Origin of the sequence: Pandoraea anhela, assembly GCF_902459655.1 — a bacterium.
Classification (GTDB): domain Bacteria; phylum Pseudomonadota; class Gammaproteobacteria; order Burkholderiales; family Burkholderiaceae; genus Pandoraea; species Pandoraea anhela.
On sequence record NZ_CABPSB010000009.1, the window covers coordinates 64,000 to 81,094 of the forward strand.

General features: G+C 62.8%; 18 protein-coding genes. 14 read left to right on the plus strand and 4 right to left on the minus strand.

What is annotated here, in order from left to right; all coding sequences use genetic code 11:
• Positions 1 to 3 precede the first annotated feature (3 nt).
• The 5 genes from cysT to PAN31108_RS14055 all read left to right on the plus strand — a co-directional run bounded on the left by cysT (position 4) and on the right by PAN31108_RS14055 (position 5,190).
• A complete protein-coding gene (gene cysT, locus PAN31108_RS14035; RefSeq protein ID WP_150669445.1) occupies positions 4 to 867 on the plus strand; it encodes a sulfate ABC transporter permease subunit CysT in 864 nt (287 codons plus the stop codon).
• The gene (gene cysW, locus PAN31108_RS14040; protein ID WP_150669446.1) at positions 819 to 1,838 is read left to right on the plus strand and encodes a sulfate ABC transporter permease subunit CysW; all 1,020 of its coding nucleotides are present in this window, start codon (positions 819 to 821) and stop codon (positions 1,836 to 1,838) included. The genes cysT and cysW overlap by 49 nt, the downstream gene beginning before the upstream one ends.
• A gap of 46 nt (positions 1,839 to 1,884) precedes the next feature.
• A complete protein-coding gene (locus PAN31108_RS14045) occupies positions 1,885 to 2,961 on the plus strand; it encodes a sulfate/molybdate ABC transporter ATP-binding protein (protein WP_150669447.1) in 1,077 nt (358 codons plus the stop codon).
• A 152-nt stretch (positions 2,962 to 3,113) separates the two neighbouring features.
• Complete coding sequence (locus PAN31108_RS14050) at positions 3,114 to 4,052, plus strand: CysB family HTH-type transcriptional regulator (protein ID WP_150669448.1); 939 nt, start codon at positions 3,114 to 3,116, stop codon at positions 4,050 to 4,052.
• A gap of 97 nt (positions 4,053 to 4,149) precedes the next feature.
• Positions 4,150 to 5,190 (plus strand): asparaginase, encoded by a 1,041-nt coding sequence (locus PAN31108_RS14055; RefSeq protein WP_150669449.1) that lies wholly within the window; start codon positions 4,150 to 4,152, stop codon positions 5,188 to 5,190.
• Positions 5,191 to 5,599: 409 nt separating this feature from the next.
• Here PAN31108_RS14055 and glxR read toward each other — a convergent pair whose 3' ends face one another.
• The 3 genes from glxR to gcl form a co-directional block, all read right to left on the minus strand.
• Positions 5,600 to 6,502: a 2-hydroxy-3-oxopropionate reductase gene (gene glxR / locus PAN31108_RS14060; protein WP_281350079.1), complete on the minus strand. Its 903-nt coding sequence runs from the start codon at positions 6,500 to 6,502 to the stop codon at positions 5,600 to 5,602.
• A 228-nt stretch (positions 6,503 to 6,730) separates the two neighbouring features.
• Positions 6,731 to 7,522, minus strand: coding sequence for a hydroxypyruvate isomerase (gene hyi / locus PAN31108_RS14065; RefSeq protein WP_150669451.1), 792 nt, complete (start codon positions 7,520 to 7,522; stop codon positions 6,731 to 6,733).
• Positions 7,523 to 7,704: 182 nt separating this feature from the next.
• Positions 7,705 to 9,471 (minus strand): glyoxylate carboligase, encoded by a 1,767-nt coding sequence (gene gcl, locus PAN31108_RS14070; RefSeq protein WP_150669452.1) that lies wholly within the window; start codon positions 9,469 to 9,471, stop codon positions 7,705 to 7,707.
• Positions 9,472 to 9,593: 122 nt separating this feature from the next.
• On the opposite strand from gcl, the gene PAN31108_RS14075 reads away from it, so the two are divergent.
• The 9 genes from PAN31108_RS14075 to PAN31108_RS14115 all read left to right on the plus strand — a co-directional run bounded on the left by PAN31108_RS14075 (position 9,594) and on the right by PAN31108_RS14115 (position 15,875).
• The gene (locus PAN31108_RS14075) at positions 9,594 to 10,505 is read left to right on the plus strand and encodes a LysR family transcriptional regulator (RefSeq protein WP_044455530.1); all 912 of its coding nucleotides are present in this window, start codon (positions 9,594 to 9,596) and stop codon (positions 10,503 to 10,505) included.
• 173 nt (positions 10,506 to 10,678) lie between these two features.
• A complete protein-coding gene (gene rpsF, locus PAN31108_RS14080; protein WP_044455531.1) occupies positions 10,679 to 11,056 on the plus strand; it encodes a 30S ribosomal protein S6 in 378 nt (125 codons plus the stop codon).
• 46 nt (positions 11,057 to 11,102) lie between these two features.
• Positions 11,103 to 11,405 carry a primosomal replication protein N gene (priB, locus tag PAN31108_RS14085; protein WP_044455532.1) on the plus strand — a complete coding sequence of 101 codons (303 nt, stop codon included), beginning with the start codon at positions 11,103 to 11,105 and terminating at the stop codon, positions 11,403 to 11,405.
• Positions 11,406 to 11,407: 2 nt separating this feature from the next.
• Positions 11,408 to 11,689 carry a 30S ribosomal protein S18 gene (gene rpsR, locus PAN31108_RS14090; protein WP_010803800.1) on the plus strand — a complete coding sequence of 94 codons (282 nt, stop codon included), beginning with the start codon at positions 11,408 to 11,410 and terminating at the stop codon, positions 11,687 to 11,689.
• 27 nt (positions 11,690 to 11,716) lie between these two features.
• Positions 11,717 to 12,169, plus strand: a complete 453-nt coding sequence (gene rplI, locus PAN31108_RS14095; protein ID WP_150669453.1) for a 50S ribosomal protein L9 — start codon at positions 11,717 to 11,719, stop codon at positions 12,167 to 12,169.
• Between the two features lie 314 nt (positions 12,170 to 12,483).
• Complete coding sequence (locus tag PAN31108_RS14100; protein WP_150669548.1) at positions 12,484 to 13,851, plus strand: replicative DNA helicase; 1,368 nt, start codon at positions 12,484 to 12,486, stop codon at positions 13,849 to 13,851.
• Between the two features lie 113 nt (positions 13,852 to 13,964).
• Positions 13,965 to 14,591, plus strand: coding sequence for a DUF47 domain-containing protein (locus PAN31108_RS14105; RefSeq protein ID WP_150669454.1), 627 nt, complete (start codon positions 13,965 to 13,967; stop codon positions 14,589 to 14,591).
• A 13-nt stretch (positions 14,592 to 14,604) separates the two neighbouring features.
• Positions 14,605 to 15,615: an inorganic phosphate transporter gene (locus PAN31108_RS14110; protein WP_150669455.1), complete on the plus strand. Its 1,011-nt coding sequence runs from the start codon at positions 14,605 to 14,607 to the stop codon at positions 15,613 to 15,615.
• A gap of 26 nt (positions 15,616 to 15,641) precedes the next feature.
• A complete protein-coding gene (locus PAN31108_RS14115) occupies positions 15,642 to 15,875 on the plus strand; it encodes a hypothetical protein (protein WP_150669456.1) in 234 nt (77 codons plus the stop codon).
• Between the two features lie 240 nt (positions 15,876 to 16,115).
• On the opposite strand, the gene PAN31108_RS14120 is transcribed toward PAN31108_RS14115, so the two are convergent.
• Positions 16,116 to 16,898, minus strand: coding sequence for a C40 family peptidase (locus PAN31108_RS14120; protein WP_150669457.1), 783 nt, complete (start codon positions 16,896 to 16,898; stop codon positions 16,116 to 16,118).
• Positions 16,899 to 17,095: the final 197 nt, after the last annotated feature.

A 17,095-nucleotide genomic window follows, 5' to 3' on the forward strand; every position in this document is an offset into this window, starting at 1 on the left:
CGCATGAGTACCGCACTCTTTCCTCTGTGGCGTAAGCCAAGTGCCTTGCCGGGCTTTGGCCTGACGATGGGCTACACCGTCGCGTACCTGAGCCTCGTGGTGCTGGTGCCGTTGCTGATGGTTTTCATCAAGGCAAGCTCGCTCGATTGGGCGAGCTTCGTCACCGCAGTGGGTTCGCCGCGCGTGCTGGCATCGTATCGCCTCACGTTCGGCATCTCGCTCGCAGCGGCAGCGCTCAACGCCGTGTTCGGTTTCATTCTGGCGTGGGTGCTGGTGCGCTACACGTTCCCGGGCAAGCGTTTCGTCGATGCGCTGATCGACTTGCCGTTCGCGCTGCCCACATCGGTGGCCGGCATCGTGCTCGCCGCGATCTATGCGCCCAACGGCTGGGTCGGACGCTGGTTCGAGCCGCTCGGCATCAAGATCGCGTTCACGCCGCTCGGTATTTTCGTGGCGCTGACCTTCATCGGCCTGCCGTTCGTCGTGCGTACGTTGCAACCGGTGCTCGAAGAGTTCGAGCGCGAGCAGGAAGAAGCGGCGGCGTGCCTTGGCGCGACGCGCTGGCAGACGCTGCGCTACGTGATTCTTCCGGCCGTGCTGCCGGCGTTGCTGACGGGGTTCGCGCTGGCCTTCGCGCGCGCGGTGGGCGAGTACGGTTCGGTCATTTTCATCGCGGGCAACATTCCGATGGTGTCCGAGATCACGTCGCTGCTGATCATCACCAAACTTGAACAATACGACTTCGGAGGGGCGGCGGCGCTGGCCGTGGTCATGCTGCTGATCTCGTTCGTGCTGCTGTTGCTTATCAATACCCTGCAATGGTGGCTGCAACGCCGTCATTCGGGTCGTCGCGCCAGTGGCGTGTAGTTCGCCGACGAACCACGCACGCGCGATGCAAAACCCGGCCTGCTTTCGAAGAGAACGTTTCGATCATGTCTGACTCACTCGCACTGTCGCGCGCCTTGCCGCAAACCGCCAAGGCGCAAAAATCCGATCCGACCGACGAGCCCGCTTTCGTCAAAGTCATCCTCATTGGCGTGGCGTTGCTGTTCTTCGCGTTGTTTCTGCTGATGCCGCTCGCCTCGGTGTTCGTCACCGCGTTGGGCAAGGGTTTCGCCGCGTATTGGGACGGCCTGACCAACGACGATGCGCTCTCGGCCATCCGTCTGACGTTGTTGATTGCCGTGATTGCCGTGCCGCTGAATCTGGTGTTCGGTGTGGCGGCGTCGTGGGCGATCGCGCGGTTCGATTTCCGTGGCAAGAGCGTGCTGACCACGCTCATCGATTTGCCGTTTTCCGTGTCGCCGGTGGTTGCGGGGCTGACGTTCCTGCTGATCTTCGGCCGCCAGGGACCGCTGTGGGATTTCCTCGATGCGCACAACCTGAAGGTCGTGTTCGCGTTGCCGGGGCTGGTGCTCGCGACGGTGTTCGTCACGTTCCCGTTCGTCGCGCGTGAGCTGATTCCGCTGATGCAGGCACAGGGCAGTGAAGAGGAAGAGGCCGCCCGCGTGCTGGGCGCGAGCGGCTGGCAGGTGTTCACACGCGTGACGCTGCCGAAGATCAAATGGGGGCTGCTGTACGGCGTGATCCTGTGTAATGCCCGTGCGATGGGCGAGTTCGGCGCGGTCTCGGTCGTCTCCGGTCATATTCGCGGCGAGACGAACACGCTGCCGCTGCACGTGGAAATTGAATACAACGACTACCACACGGTAGGTGCCTTCGCGGCGGCGTCGATTCTCGCGCTGCTCGCCCTGGCGACGCTGGCCCTGAAGCTCTGGGCCGAACACAAGCTGGCGCAGGACAAGGCCGCGCGTCGCGCCGACGCCGTGCAGGCCTGACGCGTCACCTCCGGCATCGTCAGATACAGCATCGAGGAGCAAGACAATGAGCATCCAGGTACAACAGGTTTCGAAGCGCTTCGGCGATTTCAACGCACTCGACGACGTCAGTCTCGAATTTCCGACCGGTGAGCTGGTCGCGCTGCTCGGGCCGTCGGGTTGCGGCAAGACCACGCTGCTGCGCATCGTCGCGGGCCTGGAGTTCGCCGACGCCGGCCGCGTGGTTCTCAATGGCGAGGACGTGGCGTCCGTGGGCACGCGTGAGCGTCAGGTGGGCTTCGTGTTCCAGCACTACGCGTTGTTCCGCCACATGACGGTGTTCGAGAACGTGGCGTTCGGTCTGCGCGTGAAGTCGCGCCGCGAGCGTCTGTCCGATGCGCAGATCCGTAGCAAGGTCCATGAACTGCTCGGTCTCGTGCAACTGGATTGGCTGGCCGACCACTACCCGGCGGAGCTTTCCGGCGGCCAGCGTCAGCGTATTGCACTGGCCCGCGCGCTCGCCGTGGAGCCGAAGGTGTTGCTGCTCGACGAGCCGTTCGGCGCGCTCGACGCCAAGGTGCGCAAGGAGTTGCGTAGCTGGCTGCGCCGTCTGCATGACGAACTGCACATCACCACGATCTTCGTCACGCACGATCAGGAAGAAGCGCTCGAAGTCGCCGATCGCATCGTGCTGATGAACCGCGGCAAGATCGAGCAGATCGGGGCGCCGCAAGACGTCTACGACACGCCGGAAAGCGCATTCGTCTACGAGTTTCTCGGCGCGGCGAACCGGCTCTCGGGCGAGTTGCAGACGCACGATTTCATCGCCGATGCGGGCAAGTACCGCGTGACGGTGCACAAGGACGACCTGCCGGCGGTGCCGCAGGACGGGCGGGCGATTGCGTATGTGCGTCCGCACGATCTGGCGCTGGTACACGCGAACGACGGCGGGCCGGGCATCGATGTGGCGGTGCGCCGCGCGATTCCGCTGGGCGGCACGGTGCGCGTGGAACTTGCCGCCCCCGGCGACGCGGTGTGGGAAGCCGAACTCACGCGCTCGGGATGGAAGGCGCTCGGCGCAGATGCCGGCACCCCGCTGCGAGCCGTGCCGCGTCAGTTGCGGGTGTTCTCCGCGCAGGCGTGAATTGCGCGGGGTGCGGGCGTCTTGCGCAGCGGCATCTTCCGGCATCGAACCACAAGACAACGCGCGATATTTATTTAGACTGACGTCGTCGGCACCATGAACGCAGACGAACCGAGGTCACGAACAGACAAGCAACAGGGCGGAGTTAGATCATGAATTTCCAGCAATTGCGCTATGTGCGCGAAGCGGTGCGCCAGAACCTGAATCTGACCGAAGCGGCGAGTGCGCTGTACACGTCGCAGTCAGGGGTGAGCAAGCAGATCAAGGATCTGGAAGACGAACTCGGCGTGGACGTTTTTGTGCGTCGCGGCAAGCGTCTCACGGGGCTGACCGAACCCGGCAAGGCCGTGCTCCAACTGATCGAGCGCATGCTGCTGGACGCGGAAAACCTGCGTCGTGTCGCGCGTCAGTTCGCGGATCAGGACAGCGGGCATCTCGTGGTGGCGACGACCCACACGCAGGCGCGCTACGCGCTGCCGCAAGTGATCAAGCAGTTCACCAGCGTCTACCCGAAGGTGCATCTGGCGCTGCGTCAGGGCAGCCCGCGCCAGATCGCGCAAATGGTCATCGACGGCGAAGCGGACATCGGGATCACGACCGAGGCGCTCGACCGTTTCCCCGATATCGTCACGTTCCCGTGCTATTCGTGGCACCACGTGGCGGTCGTGCCGAAAGAGCACCCGCTCGTGGGGCGCGAGAATGTGACGCTCGCCGACATCGCCGAATATCCGATCATCACGTATGACGGCGATTTCACGGGGCGCTCGCATGTGGACAAGGCGTTCACCGATCAGGGGCTGGTGCCGGATATCGTGCTCACCGCACTGGACACGGACGTGATCAAGACGTACGTCGAGCTGGGGCTGGGCGTGGGGATCGTGGCGGCGATGGCCGTCGATCCGCGCAAGGACCAGGATCTGGCGGTGCTGGAGCTGGACAACGCCTTCGAGCCGAGCACCACGCGCATCGGCCTGCGTCGCGGCGCGTTCCTTCGCTCTTACGCTTATCGGTTCATTGAGATGCTTGCCCCGGCGCTCAAGGAGCAGGAAATCTCGACGCAACTGCGCGAAGCGCTTGAATTTGCGGCCTGATACCGGGCACGCCTCCCGAAACCCGATCCCGCCCCGGTGGCGGGATCGATATTTTCAGCGATTGGGAAGCAGGGCAGTATTGGATACAATCGCTGGCATGACATTGACCTCATTCAACCCGATTCCTCATTACACCGTGTCCTCCGGCGAATTGCCGCGCATTGCGCTGCTCGCCACGGGCGGCACGATTGCGGGCAGCGCGGCCGACGCCACGCGCACCGCCGGTTATCAGGCCGGGGCGCTGGGGGTTCAGGACCTGCTCGCCGCCGTGCCCGCGCTGGGCAACGTCGCGCATATTCATGCGGAGCAGGTCGCACAGATCGACAGCAAGGACATGAGCGTGTCGCTGTGGCAGAAGCTCTCCGCGCGCGTGAACGCCTTGCTCGCGCAGCCCGATGTGGCCGGCGCCGTGATTACGCACGGCACCGATACGCTCGAAGAAACGGCGTATTACCTGCATCTGACGGTCAACAGCCGCAAGCCCGTCGTGCTGACGGCGGCCATGCGTCCGGCCACCGCGCTCTCGGCCGACGGTCCGCTCAACCTGCTCAATGCCGTGCGCGTGGCGACCGACCCGATCTCGGGCGGACGCGGCGTGATGGTCGCCATCAACAATCAGATTCACTGCGCTCGCGACGTCGTGAAGACGAGCACCTACAAAGTGGATGCGTTTCACTCGCCGGAGATCGGCGTGCTCGGCTGGGTGCAGGACGAGCGCGTGGCATTTCAGCGCGAGCCGCTGCAATACCACACCGTCGAGAGCGAATTCGTCGGACTGTCCGGCGAACTGCCGGCGGTGGAAGTGGTGTCGAGCTACGCGGGCGTGTCTCGCATTGCCGTCGATGCGCTGGTGGATGCCGGCGTGCAGGGCATCGTGGTGGCGGGCACCGGTAACGGCTCGCTGCACTCGCTGTTGCAACAGGCGCTGGCCGATGCCGTGCAGCGTGGGGTGGCGGTCGTGCGTGCGTCGCGTGTCGGCAGCGGGCATGTCATGCACAACGGTGCTGCGCCGGACGATCAGTACGGCTTCGTGAGCACCGGCAATCTCCATCCGTACAAGGCGCGCGTGCTGTTGATGCTCGCGTTGCAAGCGGGTGTGCCCCGCGAGCGCATGCAAAGCCTGTTCGACGAGTATTGATCGACGACGGCAGGGGCGTGGCAGCCGCCACATCCCGCCACATCCCGCCACATCCCGCCACATCCCGTCACGTCACGTAGCGGCTTGCCGTCATCGCGACATCCGGCCGCGCGTCCGGCATGCATGCGCGCAAAAAAATACGGCGCCAGTCGCACTATCGCTCGACTCGCGCCGTGACGCTCGGTGGGACGTCTGTCGATGTCCACGCCCGTACACTCCGGTAAGTCTCTCACTTCTCCCTGCTTTTTTGCCTGCGGACGGCTTTTCTCCGTCAGCCGTTTGCTTCGTCTTCTCGCGAACTACGCGGTGCGACGCCCGCCGTCAAGTCATGCCGCCGGCGGGCGCCTGTCGTTCCTTTCTGTCCTTGCCGTCCTTGCCGTCCTTGCCGTCCTTGCCGAACTGCTGGCGCTTACGCGACGGTGTGGTTGGCGAGCATTTCCAGCGCGCGCACCATGCCCGAGTGATCCCAAGCGGCACCGCCGTTGGCAGCGCAGGCGTTGAACAGTTCCTGCGCCGTGGCCGTGTTCGGCAGCGACACACCGAGGGTTTTCGCGGTCTGGAGCGCCAGGTTCAGATCCTTCTGGTGCAGCGCGATGCGGAAGCCCGGCTCGAAGTTGCGCTTGACCATCCGTTCGCCGTGCACTTCCAGAATGCGCGACGACGCAAAGCCGCCCATCAGCGCCGCGCGGACCTTGGCGGGATCGGCGCCGGCTTTCGAGGCGAACAGCAGGGCTTCGCCCACGGCTTCGATCGTCAGAGCGACCACGATCTGGTTGGCGACTTTGCACGTCTGACCTGCACCGTTCTCGCCCACGAGCGTAATGTTCTTGCCCATCAGTTCGAAGAACGGCTTCACATCGTCGAATGCCGCCTGCGAGCCGCCGACCATGATCGACAGTGTTGCGGCCTTCGCGCCGACTTCGCCGCCCGAGACCGGGGCGTCGAGGTACTCGCAGCCGAGCGCCTTGATCTTCTTGGCGTATTCCTTGGTTTCGATCGGCGAAATCGAGCTCATGTCGACGACGATCTTGCCGCCCGACAGCCCTTCGGCCAGCCCGTCGTGACCGAACAGCACGGCGCCGACGTCAGGGGTGTCGGGCACCATCACGAACACGATATCGGCGCGTTTCGCCACTTCCTTGGCCGACGTGCACACGGTCGCCTGACCGTCGATGAGGTCTTGCGGGGGCGTGCGGCGTTCGTACAGGAACAGCTTGTGACCGGCGTTTTGCAGATGCTTCGCCATCGGCGCGCCCATGATGCCCAGACCAATAAAACCGAGTTGTGCCATTTCGAGACTCCTTGTTGCCAAAGTTTGAAGTGTTGTTGCCGAGCGTCGGACGAGCGGGGCGGTGCGTGAGCGGTATGCCTGCCGGGCGATTCACGCATCCCCCGGACTCCGGCCGCATGCCCCCTGCATGCGGCCGGCGGGGCCCTTCCTCGTCGAAACCCGGTCGATCGGTGCGACGCATCGGTGGCGTCGTCATCGTCATGCCGTCTGCACGACGCCGGGGGAGGCGACGTGCGGTGCTTCAATCCGTCAAGCCGCTTCGCGCAGGCCCGCCGCCTTGAACCAGCCGAGGCCGTCGGTCGTGGTGGTCGCGGGTTTGTACTCGCAGCCGATCCAGCCCGCGTACCCGATGCGGTCGAGGAACGCGAACAGATAGGCGTAGTTGATCTCGCCCGTGCCCGGCTCGTTGCGGCCCGGGTTGTCCGCGAGCTGCACGTGAGCGATACGCGCCAGATGCGTCTCGAGGGTCCTGGCGAGTTCGCCTTCCATGCGCTGCATGTGATAGATGTCGTATTGCAGGAACAGGTTGTCCGAGCCGACGGCGTCGAAAATCTCCAGGGCCTGTTTCGTCCGGTTCACGAAGAAGCCCGGAATGTCGTACGTGTTGATCGGTTCGACCAGCAGGCGGATGCCTTCGGCCTTGAGCGCGTCGGCGGCGAAACGCAGGTTGCCCACGAGCGTCTCGGTCGCGGCTTGCGTCGAGAGCTCGGCGCCTTGTTTGCCGACGAGGCAGTTCAGTTGCTTCACGCCCAACGCCTTGGCATACGTGATCGCTTCGCCTACGCCGTCGCGGAACTCGGCCACGCGATCGGGGAGGATGGCGATGCCGCGCTCGCCTGCGTCCCAGTTACCGGCGGGCAGGTTGTGCAGCACGAGGTCGAGCTGATACTGGTTGAGCTTGTCGGCGATCTGGTCGCGGTGAAACGCGTACGGGAACAGAAACTCCACGCCGCGAAAGCCCGCTGCGGCGGCCGCCTTGAAGCGGTCGAGGAACGGGACCTCGTTGAACAGCATGGTCAGGTTGGCGGCAAATTTCGGCATTGCGCTGACTCCTCTCTCTCTTTTTTCAGGGGGTGGTTTCGACGATTCGATGCAAGGGTGATACCTGGGTGGGGCTGCGGTGTTGCAGGGTTGCGCAGCGCATGCTTTGGCCGCACACGGGGTCTGGCCGACAGCGCAGGGGACGCATGCGCCCCGCAACCCTTGTTGCCGCGCGTGCCGGCTTACGCCGACACCGCGTCGTCTTCTTCCACGACGTCGATGATTTCCTCGAACTCGTTGACGTTGTTGATTTCCGTGCCCATTGCAATGTTGGTCACGCGCTCGAGAATCACTTCCACGATCACCGGCACCGAGAACTCGGCCATCAGCTTGCGGGCCTGCGCAAACGCCGGCTGGATGTCGTTCGGCTGGAACACGCGGATCGCCTTCACGCCCAGGCCTTCGGCGACCTTCACGTGGTCGACGCCGTAACCGTTGAGTTCCGGCGAGTTCACGTTCTCGAACGCGAGCTGCACGCAGTAATCCATGTCGAAGTTGCGCTGTGCCTGACGGATCAGGCCCAGATACGAGTTGTTCACCACGACATGGATGTACGGCACCTTGAACTGCGCGGCCACGGCCAGTTCTTCGATCATGAACTGGAAGTCGTAGTCGCCCGAGATCGCCACGACGTCCGACGACGGCGAAGCCACCTTCGCGCCGATGGCGGCGGGCACCGTCCAGCCCAGCGGGCCGGCCTGACCGCAGTTGATCCAGTGGCGGGGCTTGTTCACATGCAGGAACTGCGCGGCGGCGATCTGCGACAGACCGATGGTCGAGACGTAGCGCACGTCGCGACCGAAGAACGCGTTCATTTCCTGATACACGCGCTGCGGCTTGATCGGCACCTGATCGAAGTCGGTGCGACGCAGCATCGTGCGCTTGCGTTTCTGGCAGTCGGCCACCCATTGCGAGCGATCCGGCAGACGGCCGGCGGCCTTCAGTTCCTTCGCGACTTCCACGAACAGGGTCAATGCGGCCTTGGCGTCGGAGACAATGCCGTAATCCGGGCCGAACACGCGGCCGATTTGCGTCGGCTCGATATCGACGTGCACGAACTTGCGGCCCTTGGTGAAGACGTCGACGCTGCCGGTATGGCGGTTAGCCCAGCGGTTGCCGATGCCCATCACGAAGTCGGCGGCGAGCATCGTCGCATTGCCGAAGCGATGCGACGTTTGCAGACCGACCATGCCGGCCATGAGCGGATGGTCGTCGGCGATAGTGCCCCAGCCCATGAGCGTGGGAACGACCGGCACGTTCACCGTCTCGGCGAACTCGACCAGCAGATCGGCGGCGTCGGCGTTGATCACGCCGCCCCCCGAGACGATCAGCGGACGCTCGGCGGCGACCAGCATCTGAATCGCCTTTTCGATCTGCGCGCGCGTGGCCGCGGGCTTGTATACCGGCAGCGGTTCATACGTTTCGGGATCGAAATCGATCTCGGCGACCTGCACGTCGAACGGCAGATCGATGAGCACCGGACCCGGACGGCCCGAGCGCATCAGATGGAACGCTTGCTGGAACACGCGCGGCACCAGGGCCGGCTCGCGCACCGTCACAGCCCACTTGGTGACGGGCTTGGCGATCGACTCGATGTCGACGGCCTGGAAGTCTTCCTTATACAGGCGGGCACGCGGCGCCTGACCCGTGATGCACAGGATAGGAATGGAGTCGGCCCATGCCGAGTACAGACCGGTGATCATGTCCGTGCCGGCGGGACCCGAAGTGCCGATGCAAACGCCGATGTTGCCGGCTTCCGCACGGGTGTAGCCTTCGGCCATGTGCGACGCGCCTTCGACGTGGCGTGCGAGCACGTGCTCCACGCTGCCGGCCTTGCGCAGCGCCGAATAGAACGGGTTGATGGCGGCGCCGGGCACGCCGAATGCGGTGGTGATGCCTTCTTTCTCCAGCACGCGGACGGCGGCCTCTACGGCGGTCATCTTGGCCATGTGACTCCTCCAGTGAGTAATGGTGAATCGTTGTTGGAGGCCACTTTAAGCCGGTACGATTTGTTTGATAAGATCACAAAAGATCGTTTTTTTAAGAACAAAAAGTATCGAATGGAGACGCGATGGACCGTTTCAAACAGATCGAAACCTTCGTGCAGGTGGCCGAGGCGGGCAGTCTGGCCGCCGCAGCGCTAAAGGAGGGGGTCTCGCCGGTGATCCTCGGGCGGCGTATCGACGCCCTCGAAAAACGGCTCGGCATCAAGCTCATGTACCGTTCCACGCGCCGCCTCGCGCTCTCGGAAGAGGGCGGCGCTTTTCTGGAGCGTTGCAAGCAATTGCTGGGCGATTGGGAGATGGCGGAGAACGAGATCAGCGCCGGGCGGCATGCCGTCTCCGGTCACCTGATCGTGTCGGCGCCCGCGGCGTTCGGTCGCAAGCACGTGGCGCCGCATGCACCGGCGTTCCTGCGCCTGCATCCGGAAGTGCAGATTTCGTTCAATCTGACGGATCGCGTGGTGGATATCGTGCGCGAGGGCTACGACATGGGTATCCGGATCGGCGGCTCGGTCGACCCGAACTTCGTGGCCGTCAAACTCGCGCAGAACCGGCGTGTGGTATGTGGCACGCCGGCTTACTTCGCGCGGCACGGCCGTCCCAGGACACTGGAAGATCTGGCCAAACACAACTGTCTGGCCTTCAATCTGCAAGGCGGGCAACAGCGCGGCTGGTACTTCAAGCGGCAGGGCAAGCTCGTGACGACGCGCGTGGCCGGTAATCTCGATTGCAATGACGGGGAGTTGCTGCACCGCTGGGCGCTCGAAGGGCTGGGACTCGGCTGGCGCTCGACGTGGGAAATTCAGCGTGAGTTGCTGTCCGGCGAGCTCGAAACCGTACTCGACGAGTATGCGCTGCCCGATTACGACATTCTGGCGGTTTATCCGCAGCAGCGCTTCCAGCCCGCGCGGGTGCGGCTCTTCATCGAACAGTTGCGCCAGATTTATGCGCGGCCCAACTACTGGCTGGAGAATGCCTGACGTTGTGGGAGGCCGCCGCCGCCGGGGCGGTCGGGGCGCGTGCATGGGCCGCGCGCAGGGCACCGATAGGACGGGAGTTGATGATCGACATGAAATCCGCTAGAATCGCGGGTTCTGCAACCTTGCTGCACTGGTTCTGACGCCCAGGCAGCTTTGTCCATAAGGAGCAACATATGCGTCATTACGAAATCGTATTTATCGTTCACCCCGATCAGAGCGAGCAAGTGCCTGCCATGATCGAGCGCTATCGTGGCACGGTCGAGTCCCGTCAGGGCAAGATCCACCGCGTCGAAGACTGGGGCCGTCGTCAACTGGCCTACATGATCGAAAAGCTGGCCAAGGCACATTACGTTTGCATGAACATCGAATGCGACCAGGAAACCCTGGACGAGCTGGAACACGCATTCAAGTTCAACGACGCCGTTCTGCGCCACCTCGTCGTCAAGATGAAGAAGGCCGAGACCGCACCGTCGCCGATGATGAAGGAAGTGGCCCGCGAAGAAGCCAAGAAGGCTGCCGCGACGCCCGCGACCGAAGCTGCCGCTTCGTAATTAGCGCACCGGAACGCATCAGGGTGCCCACGGAAACATTGACCGCGTGAATCGCCTACGGCTCGAGGCCAGCATCGTCGAAATCGGCACGCTGCGCTATACCCCGGCCGGGCTTCCCGTCATCGATGTCACGCTGGCGCACGAGGGAACTGCCGAAGAGGCGGGCGTAGCCCGTCAGGTCGAGTTCTCGATACCGGCAGTTGCGATCGGCCCCATCAGCGCCAAAGTCATGGCGTTGGGGCTGGAGAAACCGGCCCAGTGGGCGGGGTTTCTGGCCAAAAAGCATCGCAATAGCCGCACCCTGGTGTTTCACATCACAGCATTGCAAGCATTTGAAAAGGATTGTTGAACATGCCGCGTCCTAACGGTAAAAACAAGAAGTTTGATCGTCGCCGCCAACAGCAAAACCCGCTGTTCAAGCGCAAGAAGTTCTGCCGCTTCACCGTCGCAGGTGTCGAGCAGATCGATTACAAGGATGTCGAAACGCTGAAGGACTTCATCGGCGACAACGGCAAGATCACCCCGGCTCGCCTGACGGGCACCAAGGCGCACTACCAGCGCCAGCTCGACACGGCTATCAAGCGCGCGCGTTTCCTGGCGCTGCTGCCGTACACCGATCTGCATGGTGCTTAATCGCCAGTCGACGAAGGAGAATAGATAATGCAAGTGATTCTGCTGGAAAAGGTCGTCAACCTGGGTAATCTGGGCGACATCGTGAAGGTCAAGGACGGTTTCGCACGTAACTTCCTGATCCCGACGAAGAAGGCTCGCCGCGCCACCAAGGACGCAATCGCCGAGTTCGAAGTTCGCCGTGCCGAACTGGAAAAGGCGGCAGCCGAGAAGCTGGCTGCTGCGCAGGCCGAAGGTGAAAAGCTGTCGGGTCTGACCGTTCAGATCGCACAGAAGGCCGGCGTTGACGGCCGTCTGTTCGGTTCGGTCACCAACTTCGACATCGCCGAAGCCCTGGGCACCCAAGGTTTCAAGGTCGAGAAGATGCAAGTGCGTCTGCCGAACGGCCCGCTCAAGACCGTGGGTGACTTCCCGGTTCAAGTGGCGCTGCACACCGACGTCGTGATCGACGTCACCGTGTCGGTGCTGGGCGAGCACGCCTAAGTCGTACCCGCGTCAGCTTCCCGACGCGAATAAAAAACGGAAGTCGGTCCACCGGCTTCCGTTTTTTTATGTCTGTCCGTTCTGTCGTGGTTTCTTGGTTTTTGGGCTGCCGGAAATTCCGGTTGCCGGTCATACTCCGATCTACGCCACCGCCTCCCGGTTGCGCGCTTGCTTCCATTCACGTCATCGTTCGATAGCTCCGCCTTATGCTGCCTCCAGGGAAACTGCTGAACAAACCGCGCTCGGAAAAGTCGTCGCGCAAGCGAGAGTTCGCCGGAACGGACCGGGATCGCGGGGACGGTATAATGCCCGGCATGAACGCGCCCGATCCCCAGCTCGATTCACTCAAGGTGCCGCCGCACTCCATCGAGGCGGAGCAATCCGTGCTTGGCGGTTTGCTGCTCGATAACAGCGCCTGGGATCGCATCGGCGATTTCCTGTCCGAGCACGATTTCTATCGTTACGACCATCGGCAGATCTATCAGCACATCGGGCGCCTGATCTCGAGCGATCGTCCCGCTGACGTCATCACCGTTTTCGAATCGCTCACCTCCGCCGGGAAAGCCGAGGATGTGGGCGGGCTTGCCTACCTGAACGCTCTGGCGCAGAACACGCCGAGCGCGGCGAACATCCGCCGCTATGCGGAAATCGTGCGTGACCGCGCAGTGCTGCGCAAGCTCGTGACCGTGGCGGACGAAATCGCCTCGGATGCCTTCAATCCGCAAGGCAAGGAAGTGCGTCAGATGCTCGACGAGGCGGAGGCGAAGGTCTTCGCCATCGCCGAAGAAGGCTCGCGCAGCACGAGCGGCTTCCTCGAACTGCAACCTCTGCTCACGCAGGTCGTCGAGCGTATCGACGAGTTGTACCACCGCGAAGGCGGCAGCGACATCACCGGCATTCCGACGGGCTTCGTCGATCTCGATCGCATGACATCCGGGTTCAACGGCGGCGATCTGATCATCGTGGCCGGTCGTCCGTCGATGGGTAAGACGACGTTCTCGATGAACATCGGCGAGCACATCGCGGTGGAGGAGGGGTTGCCTGTCGCCGTGTTCTCGATGGAAATGCCGGGTACGCAGTTGGCCATGCGTATGCTGGGTTCGGTGGGGCGTCTCGATCAGCATCGTCTGCGTACCGGCAAGCTGGTCGACGAAGACTGGCCGAAGCTCACGCACGCCATGCAGAAGATGAACGAGACGCAGTTGTTCGTCGACGAGACGCCGGCGCTCAACCCGATGGAATTGCGTGCGCGTGCGCGGCGTCTGGCGCGTCAGTGCGGCAAGCTCGGTCTGATCATCATCGATTACCTTCAGCTGATGAGCGGTTCGGGGGGCGGCGAGAACCGTGCGACCGAAATTTCCGAAATCTCGCGCTCGCTCAAGGGGCTCGCCAAGGAACTGAACGTGCCGGTGATTGCGCTTTCGCAGTTGAACCGGAGCCTGGAGCAACGCCCGAACAAACGGCCGGTCATGTCGGATTTGCGCGAATCCGGCGCTATCGAACAGGACGCCGACATCATCCTGTTCATTTACCGCGACGAAGTCTACAACCCCGATACGCCCGACAAGGGCACCGCCGAAATCATTATCGCGAAGCAGCGTAACGGTCCTATCGGCCACGTGCGCCTCGCGTTCATCGGCGCCTATACGAAGTTCGACAATCTGGCCGGTCCGCAATACTGACGCCGAATTTCCATCTGTTCGGATGGGCGTGCGGTAGCGCACGCCTCCGACGAGGTAGAATGTGACGTTTTTGTGTCGACCCGTCCCCTATTAATACCCGGAGTTTTCCAATAATGTTCGGTCGCTTCATGCCCACCGAGGGCAAGTTCTTTGACCTGTTCAACCAGCACGCGGCGTGCATGGTGGCAGGCAGCCGCGAGCTGTCGGCCATGCTCAACGACCTGCCCAATGCCGAGGCACGGACCGTCGCCGTGCAGAACAACGAGAAGAAAGCGGATCGCATCACGCACGAGACTATCGACCTGATGCACAAGACGTTCATCACGCCTTTCGACCGCGATGAGATCCATAAGCTGATCAGCACCATGGACGACATCCTGGATCTGATGGAAGACGTGGCCACGGCCGTCTGGATGTACGACATCAAGAGCGTGCCGGCCGAGGCCCGTACGCTTGGCGAGATCTGCGTGAAGTGCTGCGAGCGTGTGCAAAGCACGGTCGCGCTGCTGGGCGACATGGATCGCGCTCGCGAGATTCTGAAGCTTTGCGAAGAGATCGACGGTCTCGAATCGGAAGCCGACCGCCTGCTGCGCGCGTCGCTATCGAAGCTGTTCCGTGAAGAAGCCGACGTGAAAGAGCTGATCAAGCAGAAGGCCGTGTCCGAATTGCTCGAATCGGTGACCGATAAGTGCGAGGACGTTGCCAACATCATCGAAGGCATTGTGCTGGAAAACGCCTGAGCGGAGACTTTCGATGGCAACGCTGCACATCAGCCTCTGGCTGGTCGGACTCTTGGTCGTTCTGGCGCTTCTGTTCGACTTCATGAACGGTTTTCACGACGCCGCCAATTCGATCGCAACGGTCGTCTCGACGGGCGTGCTCAAGCCGCATCAGGCGGTGGCTTTCGCCGCCATGTTCAACGTCGTCGCGCTGTTCGTCTTTCACCTGAAAGTCGCCGCGACGGTCGGCAAGGGCACAGTGCACCCCGAAATCGTGGATCACTACGTGATCTTCGGTGCGCTCGTCGGTGCGATCGCCTGGAACATCATTACCTGGTACTACGGCATTCCGTCGAGTTCGTCGCACGCGCTGATCGGTGGTCTGGTCGGCGCTGCGGTGGCCAAGGCGGGTACGGGCTCGCTCGTCGCGAGCGGTCTGCTGCAAACCGTGGCATTTATTTTCGTGTCGCCGCTGCTCGGTTTCGTGCTCGGCTCGTTTTTCATGCTGGTCGTGTCCTGGCTGTTCTTCCGTACGCCGCCGGCACGCGTGGACCGCTGGTTCCGTCGCCTGCAACTGGTGTCGGCCGGTATGTACAGTCTCGGACACGGCGGTAACGACGCGCAGAAGACCATCGGCATTATCTGGATGTTGCTGATCGCTGCCGGTCTGTGGCCGCAGGAAGCCGCCGAACCGCCGCTGTGGGTGATTATCGGCTGCTATCTGGCAATCGGTCTGGGCACCATGTTCGGGGGCTGGCGGATCGTGCGCACGATGGGGCAGAAGATCACGAAGCTCAAGCCGGTCGGCGGTTTCTGTGCCGAGACGGGTGGGGCGTTCACGCTGTTCTTCGCTTCGTGGCTCGGCGTGCCGGTGTCGACGACGCACACCATTACCGGCGCCATCGTCGGTGTGGGCGCCACGCGCAAGCTTTCCGCCGTGCGTTGGGGCGTAGCGGGTAACATCGTCTGGGCATGGGTGCTGACGATCCCGGCTTCGGCATTCATTGCCGCTATCGCGTGGTGGGTCGGCAAGCAGTTCCTGTGATGCGGTGCGTCGTCTCGTGACGGCGCATGGCGCTACTGACAAAGAAAGCGGCTTCGGCCGCTTTTTTTGTGCGTCGGCGGCTCGGCCTGCGTGGGGTTCGAAATCCAATCCGTTGCCACCATATTCGCGTGTCGGCGGTTCGCTTCAGCCGGGGCATGTCGGCGCTCGTGCGCGCCGGCGTGTGCTGCCCTGACGTATCGGCGTCGATGGGATTGAAAGGACAAATCGCCGTCATCGGGATAATCAATTTTAATAGTTAATTGAAATTGATTATCATTTTCCCATAGTGTTTTATAGACGAGCGACGGAGGCAGATATGTCCACCTTGATCCATTCTTTGCGTAGTCGCCCGCTCAGCCTGCTCATGGGCGCCGCCATTAATATCGGCGGGGCGGCGACATTGCTTGCGCACCTGCGCTGATTTCGCTGCTTGGGCTGCTCGCGCTGATTGCGTCTGATTTGGGCGGGCCGTCGCGTCATCGCGTGCCGGCCTGTCGGCGTTACATCGAGCTGTTGGCGAAGCGGGCGATCGGATCGTCGTCCTGCGCAGGCGGGGAGGTAAGTCTGGCGGTGCTGCTGGGCGTCTCCAACGGCGATGGCGTTGCCCCAGTCAGCGGACGATTCGGTGCCGTAGCCATCGGCACATTCGGCAGCGGTTCGGCGGCCGGTGCGTCCGCAACTGTCGCCGGGGCAGAGCGATTGACGTAAGTCGTATTGCCCGCCGGCGCCTTGTTGGCGGCGACCCGGCGCACACCATCGATGCGCTTCGCCCAGTATGGGATGAAAATGCTCTCCAGTCGTACGGTGCCGCCCGAGTTAGGCGCGTGTACAAACTTCCCCTGACCGACATAGATGCCCACATGCGAGTGGGCGCGTCCCGTCGTATTGAAAAAGATCAGATCGCCGGAAGCAAGATCGTCGCGTTCGAGGACGGTGCCCACACCGCTCATGTCGGCCGTGGTGCGTGGCAAATTGACGCCTGCGGCACGTGCCACGACATAACGCACCAGACCGCTGCAATCGAAACCGGAATCGGGCGTATTGCCGCCGTAGCGGTAAGGAATGCCAACGAGGCTCATCGCTTCCAGCGTGATTTCCTCCTGACCGGCGCTGCGTTCGGGGCCGACGGTGCGGTTGCCATAATTCGCGCTGCTCCCTTGCCGGACTGCCGGACCGGATGAGCAGGCGGCGACGAGCAGCGTCAGCGCGAGCACGCCGGCGCTTCGCCACGGCAGGCTTGCCAGCGCTGCCGGCGTTGCCCACGAGATCGTGGATCGGGCCATCGGACGCGTCGGAGAATGGGACATGCTCGGAGGGCGCTGGATTCGCATGCGCAGAGTTTACGACGCTTACGCGCCGAATGCATCGTAAAAGTACCGAATTCCGGGCCTTTTGTGGCATTGACGTCACAAAGCCGCGGCTTGCGGGGCGATGATGCCGAGAGACCGGCAGCGCCTCGTCGGTCGCCGCACCGGCCGTT